This is a genomic window from Streptomyces sp. NPDC046349, from assembly GCF_055587885.1.
In genome coordinates, this window is record NZ_JBVJFK010000006.1 from 1 (window position 1) to 17,513 (window position 17,513).

A 17,513-nucleotide genomic window follows, 5' to 3' on the forward strand; every position below is an offset into this window, starting at 1 on the left:
CCCTCCTGCGTGTCGCCGCCCCAGGGCAGCGCTCCGGAAGTGGCCGAGGGGGGACGTGGCGGGGTGTCCCCGCAGGACGAGCGCGCGACCACCGGATACAGCCGAGACATACCCGCACGCGCCGAGCCGAGGAGACACCCCGGCGGCGGCCCCCCGCCACCAACCGGCCCCGCCCCACCGCGCCCCCGCCGGGGACACCCCCGAGCCGGCCGCAGGGCCCCGGCCCCACCACAACCCGCCGAGGACACTCCCGAGCCGCCCCCAGGGCATCCCGCCGCCAGAGCGGTCCACCGCCGAGCACCCTGCAGGGCCCCGGTCCCGCCGCGCCGTGCCGGGGCCACCGCCGGGCCGGCCGCAGGACACCCCGCACCGGAGCGGGCCGTCCACCGCCGAGCACCCCGCAGGGCACCGGCCCCACCACAACCCGCCGAGGACACCCCCGAGCCGCCCCCAGGGCATCCCCCCGCCAGAGCGGTCTACCGCCGAGCACCCTGCAGGGCCCCGGTCCCGCCGCACCCTGCCGGGGCCACCGCCGGGCCGGCCGCAGGGCATCCCCCCGCCGGAGCGGGCCGTCTACCGCCGAGCCGCCCGCAGGGCCCCGGTCCCGCCGCGCCGTGCCGGGGCCACCGCCGGGCCGGCCGCAGGACACCCCGCACCGGAGCGGGCCGTCTACCGCTGAGCCGACCGCAGGGCAGCCGGCCGGGCAGGGCCGGACTGCCGAGCGCCCCGCAGGGGAAGCCGCTAGCGTCAGCGCATGGTCGAGATCGCGGAGATCCCGGACGGGCTGGTCGAGGCGCAGGTCGGGTACCACGGGGATGCCGGGCGGGAGTTCATTGCCGGGTTGCCCGCGCGGGCGGCGGAGTTCCTGGGGCGGTGGCGGCTGCGGCGGACCGGGCCGGTGATGCACGGGGTGACGGCCCTGGTGCTGCCGGTGGAGCGGGCCGACGGCAGCGGGGCCGTGCTCAAGCTGGTGTCGCTGGACGAGGAGTGCGCGGGGGAGCCGGTCGCGCTGCGTGCATGGGACGGGGACGGGTGCGTCCGGCTGCTGGACCACGATGCGGACACCGGCACGCTGCTGCTGGAGCGGCTGGACGCGGGGCGCGACCTGGCGGACCTCGCGCGGCGGGACGCCCGTCAGGCGGTGCGGGTGATCGGGGAGTTGCTGGCGCGGCTGACGGCGGTGCCCGCTCCGGCGGGGTTGCGCGGGCTCGGGGACATGGCCGCGGGGATGCTGGAGGAGGTGCCGCGGGCGTTGGAGCGGTTGGTGGACGAGGGCGACCGGCGGCTGCTGCGGGACTGCGCGGCGGCGGTCGCGGAGGTGGCGGGCGAGCCGGGGGACCGGCTGCTGCACTGGGACCTCCACTACGAGAACGTGCTCGCCGGCGGTCGTGAGCCCTGGCTGGCGATCGACCCGAAGCCGCTGGCCGGCGACCCCGGCTTCGACCTGTTGCCGGCGATCGTGAACAACTTCCGTGCGCAGGACGTGCGGTGGCGGTTCGACCTGCTGGCGGAGGCGGCCGGGCTGGACCGGGAGCGGGCCCGGGCCTGGACCCTGGGCCGGGTGCTGCAGAACTGCCTGTGGGACGTGGAGGACGGCGAAGGGCGGCTGGAGGACGAGCAGTTGGCGGTTGCGCGGCTGCTGCTGGGGCGGTGATCCGCCCTAGGCTGCGGGCATGATCCGTAGTGCTGAAGTCGCCGATGTCCCCGTCATCCACGCGATGATCCGTGAGCTCGCGGAGTACGAGAGGGTGCCGCACGAGGCGCGGGCCACCGAAGAACAGTTGCGGGAGGCGCTGTTCGGCGAGCGCCCTGCGGTGTTCGCGCACATCGCGGAGACGGACGAGGGGGAGGCGGTGGGCTTCTCGGTGTGGTTCCTGTCCTTCTCCACGTGGCGCGGGGCGCACGGCATCTACCTGGAGGACCTGTACGTGCGGCCGGGTGTACGCGGTGGCGGCCACGGCAAGGCGCTGCTGGCGGAGCTGGCGCGTACGTGCGTCGAGCGCGGCTACGAGCGGCTGGAGTGGTCGGTGCTGAAGTGGAACGCGCCGACCATCGCCTTCTACGAGGCCCTGGGCGCACGGCCGCAGGAGGAGTGGTCGGTGTACCGGTTGACGGACGGGGCGCTGGCGGAACTCGGCCGGGCGTAGGGCGGGGCGGCGGTCAGGGTTCGAGGACGACCTTGCCGGTGGTGGCGCGGGTCTCCAGGTCGCGGTGGGCTGCGGCGGCGCGGGCCAGGGGGTAGCGGGTCAGGGCGGGGCGGAGGCGGCCGGCCGCGGCTTCCGCGAGCGCTCGGGTCTCCAGCAGGCGCAGGGGGTCTTCGCCGCCGGCCCGCTGGAGCATGGCGGGGCCCAGTACGCCCCGGGTGGTGATGCCGCGGGCGGTGAGGTCGGCGCGTTCGGCGTGGGTGAGGTCGAGGGGGCCGCCGGACCAGCCGAAGACGAGGTGCAGGGCGCCGGGGGCGAGCAGGCCGAGTGCGGCGCGGGCGGTCGGTCCGCCGACGGAGTCGAAGAGGATGGTGGCGCCGTCGGGGTGGCGGGCGCGGACGGCCTCGGGCCAGGCGGGGTCGGTGTGGTCGAGGGCGAGGTCGGCGCCGTTCGCGGCGGCCAGGGCGGTCTTGGCGGCTCCGCCGGCGAGGGCGATGACGGTGGCGCCGGCGTTCTTCGCGTACTGGACGAGCAGGGTGCCGATGCCGCCGGCGGCGGCGGGCACGAGGACGGTGGAGCCGGGCCCGAGGTCGGCGAACTGGAGGATCCCGAGGGTGGTCCGGCCGGTGCCGATCATGGCGACGGCCTGGGCGGCGTCGAGGCCGTCGGGTACGGGGTGCAGCCGGGCCGCATCGGCGACGGCGTACTCGGCGTAGCCGCCGGGGGCGAAGCCGAGGTGGACGACGACGTCGCGGCCGAGCCAGGCGGGGTCGGTGCCGGGGCCGAGGGCGTCGACGGTGCCGGCGACCTCGCGGCCGGGGATCGTCGGGAGCTCGGGGAGTGGGGCGGGCGGTCCCTGGATGCCCTGGCGGAGGCTGGTGTCGAGGAGGTGGACGCCGGCGGCGGCGACGGCGATGCGGACCTGACCGGGGGCGGGGGTGGGGCGGGCGATGCGCTCGGGGGTGAGGTTCTCGGCGGGGCCGAAGGCGTGGAGGCGGATCGCGTTCATGGTGGCGTGCGTGGTGGCGTGCGTGTCGGTGGGCATGGGCTCAGGCTGCGACCTGGAGTCCGGTTGAGGTCAAGGGGAAGAAGGCGGGGGCGGGGGCGGGGGCGGGGGCCGTTGTCAGTGCGGTCGGCCACGATGGGGCCATGGTGCGAAACGGGCGGCAGCAGTCGGTGAAGGCGGCGCGGAGGCCGGAGCTGCGGCTGCCGGACCTGGCGCCCTGGGAGGGGCGGGAGCTGGAGCCGGACGGGGACTACGACGGGCTGGAGTTCGCGGACCTGGACCTGGCGGGGCAGGAGGGGGTCGGGGCCCGGTTCATGGACTGCGCGGTGCGGCGCTGCGCGCTGGACGAGTCGGGGCTGGCGAAGGCGCGGATCCTGGATTCGGTGCTGGAAGGGGTCCGCGGGGTGGGGACCGACCTCTCGGGTGCTTCGCTGCGGGACGTGGAGCTGGTGGACGCGCGCCTGGGCGGGGTGCAGCTGCACGGGGCCGGGCTGGAGCGGGTGGTGGTCCGCGGCGGCAAGATCGACTACCTGAACCTGCGGAAGGCACGGCTGCGGGACGTGGTCTTCGAGGGGTGCGTTCTGGTGGAGCCGGACTTCGGGGGCGCGGTGCTGGAGCGGGTGGAGTTCCGGGACTGCGCGCTGCGCGGGGTGGACTTCAGCGGGGTCAGGATGGCGGACGTGGACCTGCGGGAGGCCGCCGTCCTGGAGATCGCGCGGGGGGTGGATGCGCTGGCCGGGGCGGTGATCAGCCCGGCGCAGCTGTTCGACCTCGCTCCGGCGCTTGCTTCCCAGCTGGGGGTGCGGGTGCTGCCGTGAAGGGGCTCGGGGTCCGGGTGCGGCGGTCCGGGTGCGGCGCCGTGGCGGGGGCGCTGCCCCCGGGCCCCCGCGCCTCGAACGTCGGCGGGGCTGGGAGCGGGTCCTTGAAGGCCTGCGGGGCTGCAAGAGCGGGTTCTGCCCCGGGGTCGGGGCTTCGGATGCCGGGGGGTGTGCGAGCGGGGCTCTGCCCCCGGGCCCCGGGCCCCGGGCCGTGAAGGCCTGCGGGGTCGGTGAGCGCGGTCTCCGCCCCGGGCCCCGGGCTTCGAATGCAGGGGGCTGTGGCAGCGGGATTATGCCGGGCCCCGGGCTCTGAACGACAGCCGGGTCGGGGCGCGGGGTCTCTGCCCCGGGCAAACGCCGGCGGGGCTCACAGCCGGGCCTCGGCCCGGGCCCAGGCCTTGAATGCCGGGGGCTGTTTCAGCGGGGCTGCGGCCCGGGCCCCGGGCCCCGGGCCCCGGGCCCGGGCCCCGTGCCTCGGGTGTCGGCGCCCCCGGCGCGCCTCGGACGTCGGCGGGCCGAAGGACCGGGGGAGGGGAGGAGCGGGGTTGTGGCGAATGGCCGAGCAGGCGGGTGTCCGGACGGGCGGGGCAGCGGGGTGGGCGCCTAACGTCGCAGGCAGACACACGGTGCACGAGGCCTGTGGAGGTGTCATGTCCCACCGGAGCCGCCGGGTCCGATGGCTGGTCGGTGCCTGCGTCAGTACGGTCGCCGTCGCCCTGCTCCTCGTGGTGGGCGGCCCCGGCCCGCGACCGCCGCGGCAGGGCGCCGGCGGCGGGCCGGGGAACGGGGCCGCAACGGCCGTGGGCGCCTACCTTCACTACGGTTCGCCCGGCGTCGCGCGGATGGAGGAGCTCTCGCGCTGGCTCGGCGGTACCGAGCTGCGCGCCGGGCACACCTATCTGCCGGGTGACACCTGGACCAATATCGAGGGGGCCCCGGATTCGCTGCGCACCTGGGCGCGGTGGCGCAAGGAGAGGGCCGACCGGCTGTTCGTCCTGAACGTGCCCATGCAGGAGCGCAACGAGGCGGGTGTCCCCGACGGCCGGGTCGCGGAGCTGATCCGCGCCGGCGCCCGGGGTGCGAACGACCACCACTTCCGGCGGCTGGCCGGGCGTCTGGTCGACCTCGGGGTGCCGGACACCGTGATCGTGCTCGGCTGGGAGATGAACGGCTTCAACTACACCCACCGCTGCCGTCCCGACCCCGAGAACTGGAAGGCGTACTGGCGGCGGATCGTGGCCGCCATGCGCTCGGTGCAGGGGCAGCGGTTCCGGTTCGACTACGCGCCCAACCGCGGGGGTGACGCGATCGCCTGGACGCGCTGCTACCCCGGTGACGACGTGGTCGACATCGTCGGCATGGACTCCTACGACCAGGAGCCGGGGCGCACCTTCGACGAGCAGGTCACCCAGCCCTACGGACTCCGGCAGCAGGTCGACTTCGCGAAGGCGCACGGCAAGCGGATCTCGTACCCCGAATGGGGGCTGTTCCGGCACGGCGACAATCCCGAGTACGTGCGGGGCATGCTGGCCTGGTTCGCCGAGCACGAGCCGCTCTACCACAGCATCACCGACTACTGCCCGCACGGCGTGTGGCAGTGCGGGCAGAACCCGCGCTCCGCACAGGTGTTCCGGGAGTTCCTGTCCGGCGGAGGACGGCTCTGACTACGCGGGGACGCGGGGGAAACGGGCCTGGAGGGTCCAGATGGCCGGGTTGTCGCCGAGGCCGTCGTGCATGTCGATCAGGTCCGCGAGCAGGTCGTGCAGGAAGTCGCGGGCCTCTCGGCGCAGCAGCCGGTGGCTGAAGGTCAAAGGGGCCTCTTCGGCCGGCATCCAGTCGGCCTCGACGTCGACCCAGCCGAACCGGCGCTCGAAGAGCATGCGGTCCGTTGACTCGGTGAAGTCGATCTCGGCGTACTGGCGGTTGGCGGAGCGGCTGCCGCGCGGATCCTGGTCGAGCTGCTCGACGATGTCGCACAGCGCCCAGGCGAAGTCCAGCACGGGCACCCATCCCCAGGCTGTGGATACTTCCCGGTCCGAATTCGTGTCGGCGAGGTAGACGTCCCCGCAGAACAGGTCGTGGCGCAGCGCATGGACGTCCGCCGAGCGGTAGTCGGTCTGCGGGGGGTCGGGGAAGCGCCGGGAGAGGGAGTAGCCGATGTCGAGCACGTACCCGATGGTGTCACGGGTGCGCAGGGGTCCCCACCCCGGTCGGTCAGGAGGGCAGGAGGCGCTGTTCCTTCGCGACCGACACGGCGCCCGCGCGGGTGTCGACGCCGAGCTTGTCGTAGATGCGCCCCAGGTGGGTCTTGACCGTGGCCTCGCTGATGAACAGGGCGCGGGCGATGTCGCGGTTGCCGAGGCCGCGGGCCAGCTGCCCGAGGATGTCCAGTTCGCGGTCGGTCAGGGTGGGGCGGCCTCCGCGCAGGTGGGCCATGACGCGGCTGGCGACCGGCGCGGAGAGGGTGGTGCGGCCCTGGGCGGCGGAGTGGATGGCGGCGAAGAGCTCCTCGGGGCGTTCGGCCTTCAGCAGGTAGCCGGTGGCGCCCGCTCCGATCGCCCGGGTGATGTCCGCGTCCGTGTCGTAGGTGGTGAGGACCAGGACGTGCGGGGGCTGTGGGAGCGCGGTGATGCGGCGGGTGGCCTCGACGCCGTCGATGCCCTCGCCGAGCTGGAGGTCCATGAGGACCACGTCGGGGTGGAGTTTGGCGGCCAGGGCGACCGCTTCCTCGCCGCTGCCTGCCTCGCCGAGGACCTCGATGTCGGGCTCGCTGCCGAGGAGGGCCAGCAGGCCGGCGCGGACGACCACGTGGTCGTCGCAGAGCAGGATCGTCGTCATGGAGCGGGCTCCAGGGGGATGGCCGCGGAGAGGACGGTGCCCTCGCCCGGCGTGGATTCGATGGTCAGGGTGCCGCCCAGCTGGCGGACGCGCGCCCGCATCGCCGGGAGGCCGTGTCCTCGCCCGTCGGCGTCGGCGTCGGCGTCGGGGCGGGGGTCGGTGAAGCCGTGGCCGTCGTCGGCGATGTCGAGGACCACCTGGTCCCCGAGGAAGCTCAGGGTGAGTGCGGCCGTACGGGCGCCCGAGTGCTCCCGGACGTTGGCGAGGGCGCCCTGGGCTATGCGCAGCAGGGCCGACTGGACGCGGTCGGGGAGGGGGGCGGGGATGCCTTCGAGGTGGAAGCGGACCTCGATGTCGGGTCCGGCGCCGAGGGCGCGCAGGGCTTCGGCGAGGCCGGAGCCGTCGGCGAGCTCGGAAGGGGCCAGGTCGTGGACCAGCCGGCGGGCCTCGGCGAGGCCGTGGGCGGCGATGCCGGTGGCGGTGCGTACGTGCGCGCGGGCCGTGGCGGGGTCGGTGTCCCAGGTGCGGTCTGCGGCCTGGAGCAGCATCTGCTGGCTGGACAGGTTCTGGGCGAGAGTGTCGTGGATCTCCATGGACAGCCGCTGGCGTTCGGCGAGGGTGCCTTCGCGGCGTTCGGTGGCGGCCAGTTCCCGGCGGGTGCGGATCAGGTCGTCGATCAGCGCCCGCTGGGCCTGGGCCTGGCGTTCCATGTGGACGAAGACGGCGGTGGCGAGGGCGGCGACGGCGGGCGGGGCCAGGAGCAGGTTCGGGTCGAAGGACGTGGACAGCTGGAGCTGGGCCGTCACGACGAAGGCGGTGAGGAGGGCCACCAGGACGACGGCGGCGCGCGGCGGGAGGGTGCGCAGGGCGGTGAGGAAGAGCGGTACGGCGCACCAGGCGAAGCTGGGCGCGAGGAGGACGAGGACCACCCAGGTGGTGACGACCAGGCCGAGCCAGAGGAGGCGGCGTCGGGTGGGGGCGGCGCCGAGTGCGGGGCCGAGTACGTAGAGCAGGGCCAGGGTGACGCTGAGGGCGATGACCCACGGGGTGCGGGGTTCGCCGGGGTGGCGCAGCAGGAAGCGGGCCACGGAGGCGCTGAGGAGCAGGAAGAACGCGGTGTGGGCGACCGTCGCCAGCGTGCGGGTGTCGTCGCGCGGCGGGGCGGGTGTCACGGGGTGCTCCTCGGTCGGGGGCGTGCGTCCATTGTCGGCTGCGGCCCTGTGCCTGCGGCGCCGTCGGGGTGGGGTCGGCAGTGCGGCGCCGTCGGGGTGGGGTCCGCGGGTGCGGCGCCGTTGCCGGGGCGCCGCCCGGACTTCGCGCCCCCGGACGCCGACGGGGCTGGCCCCCGGTCCGACCAGGAAATACCGCGCCGGAGGTGAAGCGCATCGGCCGATCGGATGACCCCCGGGTCAGCCGGTGCGGTGGCCGGGGCGAGCCGGTACGGGGACGGGGTGGAGGGGGTGTCGGGCACAGGCTTGGAGCAGTGAAGGAGCCGGCCCGACCGGCCCGGACCGACCCGATGCCGTCACCGTGCCACCGTTCTCAGGAGCAGCAGAGATGAAGACCCGCACCCGCGTTCTCACCGGTACCGCCCTCGCCGTCGCCCTGGGCGCCGGAACCTTCGGTGCGGTGAGCGCCAGCGCGAGCCCCGCCGCCGGCACCGCCCAGGCCGCCGCCGTCGCGGGGAAGAAGGACGGTCCGAGCGACAGGAACTTCACCACGACGACCCACCTGACCGTCGATGCCGCCACCCGCGCCGCCCAGGCCGCCCTCCAGGCCGCCGCCGCGGAGAACCAGAAGGTGACCGTCGCGGTGGTGGACCGCAACGGCAACACCGTCGTCACCCTGCGCGGCGACGGCGCCGGCCCGCAGTCCTACGAGTCGGCGCAGCGCAAGGCCTTCACCGCCGTGGCCTGGAACGCCCCGACCTCGGTGCTCGCGGGCCGTCTGGCCCAGACGCCGAACCTGAAGGACATCCCCGGCACCCTCTTCCTCGGTGGCGGCACGCCGGTCCAGGCGAACGGCGCCCCCGTGGCCGGGATCGGTGTGGCCGGCGCTCCCAGCGGCGACCTGGACGAGAAGTTCGCCAAGGCCGGCGTGGACGCGCTGGGCAAGTAGATCGCGCCCTTTGCCCGCTTAGGATCGAGTGCGTGGACCACCGCGCGTTTCCCCGCCTCGCCGCCCCTGCCGTCGCCGCCCTGCTCGCCGTCACCACGGCGTGCACGGGGGGCCCGGTGCAGGGGCGGCCGGGTGCGTCGGGGCTGCGTGACCCGTACTTCCCCAAGGCCGGCAACGGCGGTTACCAGGTCGAGCACTACGGGCTGGACCTGGCCTACGATCCGGCGGACGGAGTGCTGCACGGCAAGGCCGTCATCACCGCGCGTGCCCAACAGGGGCTCAGTTCCTTCAACCTCGACCTGAGCGGCCTGCGCGTGGAGGACGTGGACGTCGACGGTGAGGCGGCCCGGTTCAACCGGACCGGCAACGAGTTGACGGTGCGCCCGGCGGACGACCTGAAGAAGGGCCAGGTCTTCCGTACGGAGGTCGCCTACAGCGGCAGGCCCAAGGCCCTCACGGACGCGGACGGCTCCAGGGAGGGCTGGATCACCGGCGAGGCCGGCGCGGTCGCGGTGGGCGAGCCCGTCGGCTCGATGACCTGGTTCCCCGGTAATCACCACCCGAGCGACAAGGCCGCGTACGACATCACGATCACCGTACCGCACGGCTACGAGGCCGTGTCGAACGGAGAGTTGCGCTCCCGTACCGAAGTCGCCGGCGGGCGGACGCGGTTCGCGTGGCACAGCCCGGAGCCGATGGCCGGCTACCTGGCCACTGCAGTCATCGGCCCGTACAAGGTGACCACCGGGAAGACGCCTTCGGGGGTGTCCGTCTACAACGCGGTGTCACCCGAGGAGGCGGCGGCGAGCGAGAAGTCGCTCGCGCGGCTGCCGGAGATGGTCGAGTGGGGCAGCCGCCGGTTCGGACCCTATCCCTTCGGTACGGCGGGTGCGGTCGTGCTGCCGGCCGGGACCCTCGCCTACGCGCTGGAGACGCAGACCAAGCCGGTGTACCCGGGGGCGCCCGAGGACGAGGCGCTGGTGCTGCACGAGCTGGCCCACCAGTGGTTCGGCAATTCGGTGTCGCCGAAGTCCTGGAAGGACATGTGGCTCAACGAGGGCTTCGCGACCTACGCCGAGTGGCTGTGGGACGAGGACCACGGCGGGCCCACGGCGCAGCAGCACTTCGACGCCCTCCTGGCCGGCGACACGGAGGTCGACGCGGCGGCCGACTCCGGCTGGGACGCCTTCCCGCCGGCCGACCCGCCCGGGCCGGAGGACATCTCCGCGAGCCCGGTGTACCAGCGCGGAGCGATGGTCCTGCACCGGATCCGGCAGGAGGTCGGCGACGAGAGGTTCTTCGCGCTGGTGCGCGGCTGGGCCGGCGACCACCGGCACGGCAACGCGAGTACGGCCGACTTCACCGCCTACGCGCAGGAGAGGACGGGCCGCGACCTGCAGGAGGTCTGGGACGTCTGGCTGTACGGGAAGGACCGCCCGAAGTAGCCCGTGGCGGGGTGGGCGCGACGCTACGCCGCGCCGAGGGGCTTGCGCAGCACCGTGCAGTCGCGGCCCCTCTCGAGGTCCCTGGCGCGGCGCACGGGGGAGTATCCCCGGGACTGCCAGAAGGCCAGGCCCTTGGGGTTGTTGTCCAGTACGGCGATCTGCACGCCGGTGCGTCCGGCGGCGCGGAAGCGGTCCTCGACCAGGGTGGCCACGGCGCGGCCGTACCCCTCGCGGTGCGCGGTGGCGTCGATGAGCAGCAGCCCGATCCAGGGGTCGTCGTCCCCGGGGGCGGCGGAGGGGTTGCGGTCCAGGGTGGCGGCGAGGCCGACGAGGCGGCCGGCGCTGCGGGCCAGGAGGATCTCGGCGCCGTCGTGGGCGAGTTCGTCGGCGAGGGAGGCCGCGACCTGCTCGACCGTGATGCGGTTCGGGTCGGGGAAGTCGCCGCTGAGTTCGAAGAACGCGTGGTTGGTCGAGTAGAGGGCGGCGATCTCGGTCAGGACCGGGCCGGGGAGGGCGCCGTCCACGGGGATCAGCGGTTGGAGGATCACCTGTGGAACGGTAGCGAAGCCCCCTCCCCGTAACGGCCGGGAGGGGGCTTCGCCCGCGCTGGTGCCGGTCAGCGCCGGACCGTGCGACTCAGACGTTGACGCCGAAGTCCTGGGCGATTCCGGTGAGGCCGGAGGCGTAGCCCTGGCCGACCGCGCGGAACTTCCACTCGGCGCCGTTGCGGTAGAGCTCGCCGAAGACCATGGCGGTCTCGGTCGCCGCGTCCTCGGAGAGGTCGTAGCGGGCGATCTCGGCGCCGCCGGCCTGGTTCACGACGCGGATGTAGGCGTTGCGGACCTGGCCGAAGTTCTGGCTGCGGCTCTCGGCGTCGTAGATCGAGACCGGGAAGACGATCTTGTCGACGTCGGCGGGCAGGCCGGCGAGGTTGACGTTGATGGCCTCGTCGTCGCCCGCGCCCTCGCCGGTGCGGTTGTCACCGGTGTGGACGATGGTCTGGTCCGGGGTGGACTTGTTGTTGAAGAAGACGAAGTGGCCGTCGGAGACGACCTTGCCCATCGCGTTGACGGCGATGGCCGAGGCGTCGAGGTCGAAGTCGACGCCGGTGGTCGTACGGACGTCCCAGCCGAGACCGACCGTGACGGCAGCGAGGCCCGGGGCCTCCTTCGTGAGCGAGACGTTGCCGCCCTTGGACAGGCTGACAGCCATGGGAATGTCCCTTTCCTCATCCAACATGCACGTACAGGCGGTCAAGGTACCGCTGACCTCTATAACGCGACGAGAGGCCGGTCGGGTTCCCGTCATGAATTCCGGATGACGGCAAATGCGGGTGACGCGGGCCGGGCGGACACGGATCATAGGGGGCATGCCTGGTCCCTATGTCATCCGCGGTTCGGTCGCGCTCCCCGAGGGGGAGCTCTCCTGGCGTTTCTCGCGGTCCTCCGGGCCCGGCGGGCAGCACGTGAACACCTCGGACTCGCGCGTCGAGCTGCTGTTCGATCTGGCGGCGACCAAGGCGCTGCCCGACGTCTGGAAGGAGCGGGCGCTGGAGCGCCTCGCGGGGCGACTGGTGGGCGGGGTGGTGACCGTACGGGCCTCCGAGCACCGCTCGCAGCTGCGCAACCGGGAGATGGCGCTGGTCCGGCTGGCCTCGTTGCTGGCCGAGGCGACGGCGCCGCCGCCCAGGCAGCGGCGGCCGACGAAGATCCCGCGCGGGATCAACGAGCGGCGGCTGCGCGAGAAGAAGGCGCGGGCCGAGACCAAGCGGGGCCGGACCGGGCGGGACTGGTAGCCGCGGCGGGAGCACGGTCCGGGAGTCAGCCCAGGTGCCGGTAGCGCCCGCGGAAGTACGCCAGCGGCGAGGAGTCGGGGGACGGCAGGGCGGCCCTCAGGACCCGGCCGATCACCAGGGTGTGGTCGCCCGCCTCGACGCGGTTCTCCGTCCGGCATTCCAGGGTGGCGAGGGCGCCGCTCAGCAGGGGAGCGCCGGAGGCCTCTCCGCGTTCGTACGGGAGGTCGGCGAAGAGCAGCCGGTCGCTGATGCGGCCCTTCATGGAGAAGCGGCCCGCGATCTGGAGCTGGTGGTCGGCGAGGACGGAGACCGCCCACAGCGGCTGCTCCGCCAGCAGGTCGTCCATGCGCGAGCCCTCGCGCAGGCTCACCAGGACCAGGGGCGGCTCCAGGGACACGGACATGAAGGCGGTCGCCGTCATGCCGACGTCCTCGCCGGGCGGCCCGCCGGCCGTCAGCGGGGCCTCCTGCGCGGTGATCAGGCACACGCCCGCGGCCAGCCGGGACATCGCGGCGCGGAACTCGTCATTGCTCACCCCCTCAGCATGGCGGCTCGTGTCGGGCGGGGCGGATACAGGGGTCGTCTTCGGCACCCTGAAACGCTAATCTCGCCCTCCCGTACGGCACATCGGGCCCTGGTCCGAGTCGTGCCCCCGCCCCTCGGCCTAGGCCCGGGCGTATCGTTTGCTCACGAGAAGCCGGGGGAGCGCTCCCAGTCCGAACCGTCCCCAGCGCGTACCGTTATTCATCTCATGTGACTTGAGTCACAGAGGACAAGATTTGTTGACCCTGTGTACCTGCCGCACAGCTCACTGTGATTCAGTGGACGGGACACCGCAACGAAACGCCGATGACAAACCTGGAGTTGCTGTCGAGGTCTCGGGGAGAGCGAGCAATGGAGACCGAGTCGGAGCCGTACGTCCGTCTTGCGACCCTGCGGCAGCTGCACCGGGTGGTGGCCGATCTCAACACGGCCCGGAGCCTGGCGGACACTCTGCAGACCGTCGTGGACGGCATCGTCGTGGGCCTCGGCTATGAGCTCGCCTGTGTCAACCTCGTTCGCCCGGACGGGGATCTCGTCGTCGCCGCCTTCGCGGGCGACCCCGCCGCTGAGGCCCTCATCACCGGTCGCGTGGGCTCCCGCGCCTCCTGGGAGCGCCGTCTGACGATGGGTGAGTGCTGGGACGGGCTCCGCTTCATCCCGCACACCGAGGGCTGGGTCCTGCTGGAGGACGACGTCCCCCAGTGGCACACCGACGGCCCGGATCCGCGCTTCGAGGACGAGTGGCACCCCGAGGACCGGCTCTACGCACCCATGTACGCGTCCGGCGGGGAACTTCTGGGTGTCATTTCGGTGGACAGACCGCGCAACGGCCGCCGGCCGGGGGCCTGGGGCCGCGAAGCGCTCCAGATGTACGCCTTCCAGGCGGCGATTGCGATCAGCAACGCGAGGCTCCGCGCGAACATGCAGCGCGCCCTCGTCCGGCTGGAACGCGAGCAGCAGGCGCTCCGCGCCAGTGAAGAGTCGTTCCGGCAGGCCTTCGAGTACGCGCCCAGCGGCATGGCCATCGCCGAGATGGGCGGAGACCAGCACGGGCGGCTGCTGCGCACCAACGACGCGCTGTGCCGGCTGCTCGGCCGCCCCGCCTCCGTGCTGCGCCGCTACTCCTTCTCCGACCTGGTCCACCCCGAGGACATCGGCACCCTGCTGCGCACCTCCGCCGAGGGCGGCCGCGCCGAGCTGCGCCTGGGCCGCCGGGACGGCACCTACGTCTGGGTCTCGCTGCGCAACTCCGTCGTGGCGGACGCCGCCGACGGGCCGCGCTTCCTGCTCACCCACGTCGAGGACATCGAGGAGCGCAAGCGCCACGAGCTCCAGCTCGCCCACCGCGCCAGCCACGACTCGCTCACCGGCCTGCCCAACAGCGCCGAGCTGCGGGCCCGGCTCGGCGCGCGGCTGTGCCGCAGGCCGCAGTCCGCGCGAGCCAGCGCGATCGAGGCCCTGGACGCGGCCTTCGAGGGGCGCGAGGTGCACGACGGCCACGAGGTGCGGGTGGAGGCGGGTGGTGCGGGTGAGCACGGGTTTCAACCCGACGGCCCCGACCGCTACACCGCATCCGATCCCTTCGACTTCCCAGGGGCGCCGACCGCCCCGACGGACGGCCCGTACGACCACCACGTGCACACGGTGGCGCCCGCGACCGACGTGGACGACGGGACGAAGGGGCTGGCGGTGCTCTTCTGCGACCTCGACGGCTTCAAGTCGATCAACGACCGGTTCGGGCATCACACGGGCGACGCGGTCCTGATCGAGGTCGCCCGGCGGCTGACGCGGGGCGTCAGGGACGGTGACACCGTCGCCCGGCTGGGTGGTGACGAATTCGTCGTCCTGGCCGACGGCCTCGGTGCCGCGGACGCCGCGGACCTCGCCGTCCGGCTGCGCAACGCGATCATCCCGCCGATCCGCGTGGACGGCCGCGCGGTGCGTGTCGGCGCGAGTTTCGGCATCGGCTGGGCCAGCTGCGGCATGTCCGCGGACGAGGTGCTGCGCTCCGCCGACCAGCGGATGTACATCGAGAAGAGGTCCCGCTCCAAGGCGCACCGCCGGGCGGGCTGAGGCGGTCCGTCGCCCGTGTGTGCACCTGTTCGGGGTAGGCTCCCGGGGGTCGAAAGGAGTGACCTGCGATGACGACGCCCGCGAACAACGGCCCGCACGGTGGGGCGAACAAGCCCGAGGACGATGATCCGTTCGGCTATCTCTACGCGGACGGCCAGTCTGCCGGAGCCACCCCGCCCACGTCGGGCGGCGGGTACGGCTATCCCGGCGGGTCGGCCGGCGGTCACCCCGGTGCGCAGCCCGGTGTCCCCCGTACCTCGCACCATCAGGTGCGCACGGTCGGGGACCGCCGCAACGGCGGCCAGCGCGGCCCCGTTCCCCAGCAGCAGAACCCCGGCTACCAGGCCCAGTACCAGGCTCCCGAGGCGCTCCAGGCGGGCGGCTACGGAGTTCCGCAGCAGCCCCAGGCCCCGCAGCACCAGACCCAGACGATCGGGCAGTCCGGCGGCCACGGCGGCCACGGCGGCGGCTCCAGCCGGCGCGGCCTGCTGATCGCGGCCGTCGCGGTGGTCGGCGCGGTCGTGATCGGCATCGGCGCGGCCCTCGCGTTCGGCGACAAGGACAAGCCCGAGGACAAGGGCAACGACACCGCGAACGGCAACCAGCAGTCGGCGGCTCCGCAAAACCCGGCGAGCCCGACCCCGAGCACGAAGCCCTCGCAGGTCCAGCTGCCGAAGGGCGAGGCGGCCGGTGCGGGCATGGTGCTGACCGGCGGCGCGAAGCTGGACAGCACGGTGCCCGGTTCGAAGAGCGCGGGCGGTCAGTACGTCGCGGGCTTCAACCAGCCCGGGGCGGCGCTCACCTGGACGGTGGAGGTGCCGGAGGCGGGCGACTACACGCTGTTCGTCAACTACGGCGTCCCCGGCAAGGACGGCAAGGCGACCCTCACGGTCAACGGGCAGACCCCGACCCAGGGGCTGAACCTGGCCAACTTCGCCAAGGCCGCGGACGGCGCCTGGGACAAGGGCTGGACGCGCACCTACGCGTGGATCACGCTGAAGAAGGGCTCGAACGCGATGAAGATCTCGTGCGAGCCGGGCAACCAGTGCGACGTGATCTTCGACCAGCTGGAGCTGGCCTCGGGCCACACCAAGCGCTGACCGCGAGCCGCTGAACGGGTCCGGCCCTGCCGCGCATGCGGCAGGGCCGGACGTTCGTCGCAGGGCCGGTCAGCCGCAGTGGACCCAGCCGGTGGTGTGGCGGTGCGTGCCCGGCCAGCCGGTGGAGCCGTTCCAGAAGCCCGTGACGTGCCCGGAGAGCTTGATGCACTTGCCCGGGGCGGAGACGTAGACGGGGCCCGCGTACTGGGTGTAGGCGCGCTGGCCGTCGACGTCGGACTTGCCGTCGCTGGTGGTGATGGAGATCCCCATGCCGTCGGTGATGTTGAACTGGCTGTCGCGGCGCAGGATCGCGCAGTTCTTGCCGGTGGACTTGTTGTAGTAGAGGAACATCACTCCGGCGCCGGTGGCACCCGAGTGGTCGCCCAACGGGTAGGCGTCCTGCTGGTAGTAGCCCGCGCCGCAGGAGCCGCCCGAGATCGTCTGGGCCTGGGCCGGGACCGCCGCCAGGGAGGAGACGGCCACGACGCCGGTGGTGATGGCGAGCACCCTGCGGGAAATTCGGTTCATGTGGTTCAACCTTGCATATGTGTAGATCAACAGCTCTCATGATCATAATCCGCCGCCCCCGGCCCGCCGCTCGCTGAAACACCGTCAAGCCTGTTGCGTGCGTGACACTTTGAGGGACGCCCGGGAGGCGCTCCGGCGGACACGTCAGCTGCTGCCGGTGACGCTCACGGTCTGCCGCAACTCCTCGTAGGTGCGGGGGTCGAACTCTCCCGCCACCGGGGACAGGACCGTGGCCGCCGAGAGGGCTGCCGCGCGGGTGAGGCGGTCCGGCCAGTCCAGGCCCTCCGCCAGGGCGGACAGCAGGCCCGCGACGACGGAGTCGCCGGCTCCGGTGGGGTTGCCGGACAGCGGGCGGGGCGGGGCCGCCTGCCAGGTGCCCCGGGCCGTGGCGGCCAGCAGGCCGGCCGGTCCCAGCGAGGTGACCACCGCATGCGCGCCGCGGCGGCGGGCGTCGAGGCTGGCGGGGAGCGGGTCGCGGGAGCCGGTGAGCTCGGCCAGTTCGGCGGCGTTCGGCTTGATGATCTCGGGGCGGGCGGCGACCCCGCGGCGCAGGGCCTCGCCGCTGGTGTCCAGGAGGACGGGGACCCCGGCCGCGCGGGCCGACCGCACGAGCACCGCGTACGCGCCCACGGGTACGCCCGGCGGGAGGCTGCCGCACAGGGCCACCGCCCGTGCCCCGGCCACGAGCTCCTCGTAGTGCGCGAGGAACCGCGACCACTCCGCCGCCGTGATCAGCGGGCCCGGCTCGTTGAACTGGGTCGTGTCGCCGGAGGCTTCGTCGACCACGGCCAGGGTGCGGCGCGAGGCGCCCTCGCAGGGGAGCAGGGCGTCCACCACCCCGGGGGAGGCGGCCAGCATGTTCCGCACGACGGAGCCGACCGGGCCCCCGGCGAAGCCCGTCGCCGTGACCTCGTGGCCGAGCGCGGCCAGGACGCGGGCGACGTTGAGCCCCTTGCCGCCGGGCCGTTCGGTGACGGCGGTGACCCGGTGCGAGGCGTGCGGAAGCAGCCGCGGCACGCGGTACGTGACGTCGAGTGCGGTGTTGAGCGTCACGGTCAGGATCATGGGCACCCCCGGGTCTGTTGCTGCCGGGATCATGCCAGGG

General features: G+C 73.6%; 18 protein-coding genes. 9 read left to right on the top strand and 9 right to left on the bottom strand.

From position 1 onward, the window contains the following. Positions 1–754 precede the first annotated feature (754 nt). Positions 755–1,654 (top strand): aminoglycoside phosphotransferase family protein, encoded by a 900-nt coding sequence (locus ACZ6JS_RS15325; protein ID WP_469298135.1) that lies wholly within the window; start codon positions 755–757, stop codon positions 1,652–1,654. A 19-nt stretch (positions 1,655–1,673) separates the two neighbouring features. Next, positions 1,674–2,147, top strand: a complete 474-nt coding sequence (locus ACZ6JS_RS15330) for a GNAT family N-acetyltransferase (protein ID WP_469298137.1) — start codon at positions 1,674–1,676, stop codon at positions 2,145–2,147. Positions 2,148–2,160: 13 nt separating this feature from the next. On the opposite strand, the gene ACZ6JS_RS15335 is transcribed toward ACZ6JS_RS15330, so the two are convergent. Further along, the gene (locus ACZ6JS_RS15335) at positions 2,161–3,153 is read right to left on the bottom strand and encodes a zinc-binding dehydrogenase (RefSeq protein WP_469298759.1); all 993 of its coding nucleotides are present in this window, start codon (positions 3,151–3,153) and stop codon (positions 2,161–2,163) included. Positions 3,154–3,293: 140 nt separating this feature from the next. On the opposite strand from ACZ6JS_RS15335, the gene ACZ6JS_RS15340 reads away from it, so the two are divergent. After that, positions 3,294–3,968, top strand: coding sequence for a pentapeptide repeat-containing protein (locus ACZ6JS_RS15340; RefSeq protein ID WP_469298139.1), 675 nt, complete (start codon positions 3,294–3,296; stop codon positions 3,966–3,968). Positions 3,969–4,618: 650 nt separating this feature from the next. Next, positions 4,619–5,632: a glycoside hydrolase family 26 protein gene (locus ACZ6JS_RS15345; RefSeq protein WP_469298141.1), complete on the top strand. Its 1,014-nt coding sequence runs from the start codon at positions 4,619–4,621 to the stop codon at positions 5,630–5,632. On the opposite strand, the gene ACZ6JS_RS15350 is transcribed toward ACZ6JS_RS15345, so the two are convergent. Genes ACZ6JS_RS15350 through ACZ6JS_RS15360 form a run of 3 tightly spaced genes read right to left on the bottom strand, consistent with a single transcriptional unit; the run spans position 5,633 to position 7,978 of the window. Then, complete coding sequence (locus ACZ6JS_RS15350; protein WP_469298143.1) at positions 5,633–6,136, bottom strand: hypothetical protein; 504 nt, start codon at positions 6,134–6,136, stop codon at positions 5,633–5,635. 46 nt (positions 6,137–6,182) lie between these two features. Beyond that, positions 6,183–6,806 (bottom strand): response regulator, encoded by a 624-nt coding sequence (locus tag ACZ6JS_RS15355; RefSeq protein WP_469298144.1) that lies wholly within the window; start codon positions 6,804–6,806, stop codon positions 6,183–6,185. Then, entirely contained in the window at positions 6,803–7,978 is a 1,176-nt protein-coding gene (locus ACZ6JS_RS15360; RefSeq protein ID WP_469298146.1) for a sensor histidine kinase, read from the bottom strand. The genes ACZ6JS_RS15355 and ACZ6JS_RS15360 overlap by 4 nt, the downstream gene beginning before the upstream one ends. Before the next feature lie 385 nt (positions 7,979–8,363). On the opposite strand from ACZ6JS_RS15360, the gene ACZ6JS_RS15365 reads away from it, so the two are divergent. Next, positions 8,364–8,924: a GlcG/HbpS family heme-binding protein gene (locus ACZ6JS_RS15365; protein WP_469298148.1), complete on the top strand. Its 561-nt coding sequence runs from the start codon at positions 8,364–8,366 to the stop codon at positions 8,922–8,924. 32 nt (positions 8,925–8,956) lie between these two features. Next, on the top strand, positions 8,957–10,369 hold the full coding sequence (locus tag ACZ6JS_RS15370) for a M1 family metallopeptidase (protein ID WP_469298150.1): 1,413 nt from the start codon (positions 8,957–8,959) through the stop codon (positions 10,367–10,369). 23 nt (positions 10,370–10,392) lie between these two features. On the opposite strand, the gene ACZ6JS_RS15375 is transcribed toward ACZ6JS_RS15370, so the two are convergent. Together ACZ6JS_RS15375 and ACZ6JS_RS15380 are read right to left on the bottom strand one after the other, a co-directional pair. After that, entirely contained in the window at positions 10,393–10,917 is a 525-nt protein-coding gene (locus ACZ6JS_RS15375; RefSeq protein WP_469298152.1) for a GNAT family N-acetyltransferase, read from the bottom strand. 88 nt (positions 10,918–11,005) lie between these two features. Further along, positions 11,006–11,581 (bottom strand): TerD family protein, encoded by a 576-nt coding sequence (locus ACZ6JS_RS15380; RefSeq protein ID WP_030854704.1) that lies wholly within the window; start codon positions 11,579–11,581, stop codon positions 11,006–11,008. 157 nt (positions 11,582–11,738) lie between these two features. Here ACZ6JS_RS15380 and arfB point away from each other — a divergent pair, with 157 nt between their 5' ends. Beyond that, on the top strand, positions 11,739–12,164 hold the full coding sequence (gene arfB, locus ACZ6JS_RS15385) for an alternative ribosome rescue aminoacyl-tRNA hydrolase ArfB (RefSeq protein WP_469298154.1): 426 nt from the start codon (positions 11,739–11,741) through the stop codon (positions 12,162–12,164). Positions 12,165–12,189: 25 nt separating this feature from the next. On the opposite strand, the gene ACZ6JS_RS15390 is transcribed toward arfB, so the two are convergent. Further along, the gene (locus ACZ6JS_RS15390) at positions 12,190–12,672 is read right to left on the bottom strand and encodes a flavin reductase family protein (protein ID WP_469298761.1); all 483 of its coding nucleotides are present in this window, start codon (positions 12,670–12,672) and stop codon (positions 12,190–12,192) included. A gap of 386 nt (positions 12,673–13,058) precedes the next feature. Between ACZ6JS_RS15390 and cdgB the strand changes: the two genes are divergently transcribed. Then, positions 13,059–14,780 carry a diguanylate cyclase CdgB gene (gene cdgB, locus ACZ6JS_RS15395; RefSeq protein ID WP_469298156.1) on the top strand — a complete coding sequence of 574 codons (1,722 nt, stop codon included), beginning with the start codon at positions 13,059–13,061 and terminating at the stop codon, positions 14,778–14,780. Between the two features lie 68 nt (positions 14,781–14,848). After that, entirely contained in the window at positions 14,849–15,880 is a 1,032-nt protein-coding gene (locus tag ACZ6JS_RS15400; RefSeq protein WP_469298158.1) for a CBM35 domain-containing protein, read from the top strand. Positions 15,881–15,949: 69 nt separating this feature from the next. Here ACZ6JS_RS15400 and ACZ6JS_RS15405 read toward each other — a convergent pair whose 3' ends face one another. Together ACZ6JS_RS15405 and ACZ6JS_RS15410 are read right to left on the bottom strand one after the other, a co-directional pair. Next, on the bottom strand, positions 15,950–16,408 hold the full coding sequence (locus ACZ6JS_RS15405; RefSeq protein WP_469298159.1) for a hypothetical protein: 459 nt from the start codon (positions 16,406–16,408) through the stop codon (positions 15,950–15,952). A gap of 144 nt (positions 16,409–16,552) precedes the next feature. Continuing rightward, on the bottom strand, positions 16,553–17,473 hold the full coding sequence (locus ACZ6JS_RS15410) for a 1-phosphofructokinase family hexose kinase (RefSeq protein ID WP_469298161.1): 921 nt from the start codon (positions 17,471–17,473) through the stop codon (positions 16,553–16,555). Positions 17,474–17,513: the final 40 nt, after the last annotated feature.

Coding starts and splice junctions, on each gene's coding strand:
- ACZ6JS_RS15325 (WP_469298135.1), top strand. CDS start 755: ATGGTCGAGATCGCGGAGATCCCGGACGGGCTGGTCGAGGCGCAGGTC.
- ACZ6JS_RS15330 (WP_469298137.1), top strand. CDS start 1,674: ATGATCCGTAGTGCTGAAGTCGCCGATGTCCCCGTCATCCACGCGATG.
- ACZ6JS_RS15335 (WP_469298759.1), bottom strand. CDS start 3,153: ATGAACGCGATCCGCCTCCACGCCTTCGGCCCCGCCGAGAACCTCACC.
- ACZ6JS_RS15340 (WP_469298139.1), top strand. CDS start 3,294: ATGGTGCGAAACGGGCGGCAGCAGTCGGTGAAGGCGGCGCGGAGGCCG.
- ACZ6JS_RS15345 (WP_469298141.1), top strand. CDS start 4,619: ATGTCCCACCGGAGCCGCCGGGTCCGATGGCTGGTCGGTGCCTGCGTC.
- ACZ6JS_RS15355 (WP_469298144.1), bottom strand. CDS start 6,806: ATGACGACGATCCTGCTCTGCGACGACCACGTGGTCGTCCGCGCCGGC.
- ACZ6JS_RS15365 (WP_469298148.1), top strand. CDS start 8,364: ATGAAGACCCGCACCCGCGTTCTCACCGGTACCGCCCTCGCCGTCGCC.
- ACZ6JS_RS15380 (WP_030854704.1), bottom strand. CDS start 11,581: ATGGCTGTCAGCCTGTCCAAGGGCGGCAACGTCTCGCTCACGAAGGAG.
- arfB (WP_469298154.1), top strand. CDS start 11,739: ATGCCTGGTCCCTATGTCATCCGCGGTTCGGTCGCGCTCCCCGAGGGG.
- ACZ6JS_RS15390 (WP_469298761.1), bottom strand. CDS start 12,672: ATGTCCCGGCTGGCCGCGGGCGTGTGCCTGATCACCGCGCAGGAGGCC.
- cdgB (WP_469298156.1), top strand. CDS start 13,059: ATGGAGACCGAGTCGGAGCCGTACGTCCGTCTTGCGACCCTGCGGCAG.
- ACZ6JS_RS15400 (WP_469298158.1), top strand. CDS start 14,849: ATGACGACGCCCGCGAACAACGGCCCGCACGGTGGGGCGAACAAGCCC.
- ACZ6JS_RS15405 (WP_469298159.1), bottom strand. CDS start 16,408: ATGAACCGAATTTCCCGCAGGGTGCTCGCCATCACCACCGGCGTCGTG.
- ACZ6JS_RS15410 (WP_469298161.1), bottom strand. CDS start 17,473: ATGATCCTGACCGTGACGCTCAACACCGCACTCGACGTCACGTACCGC.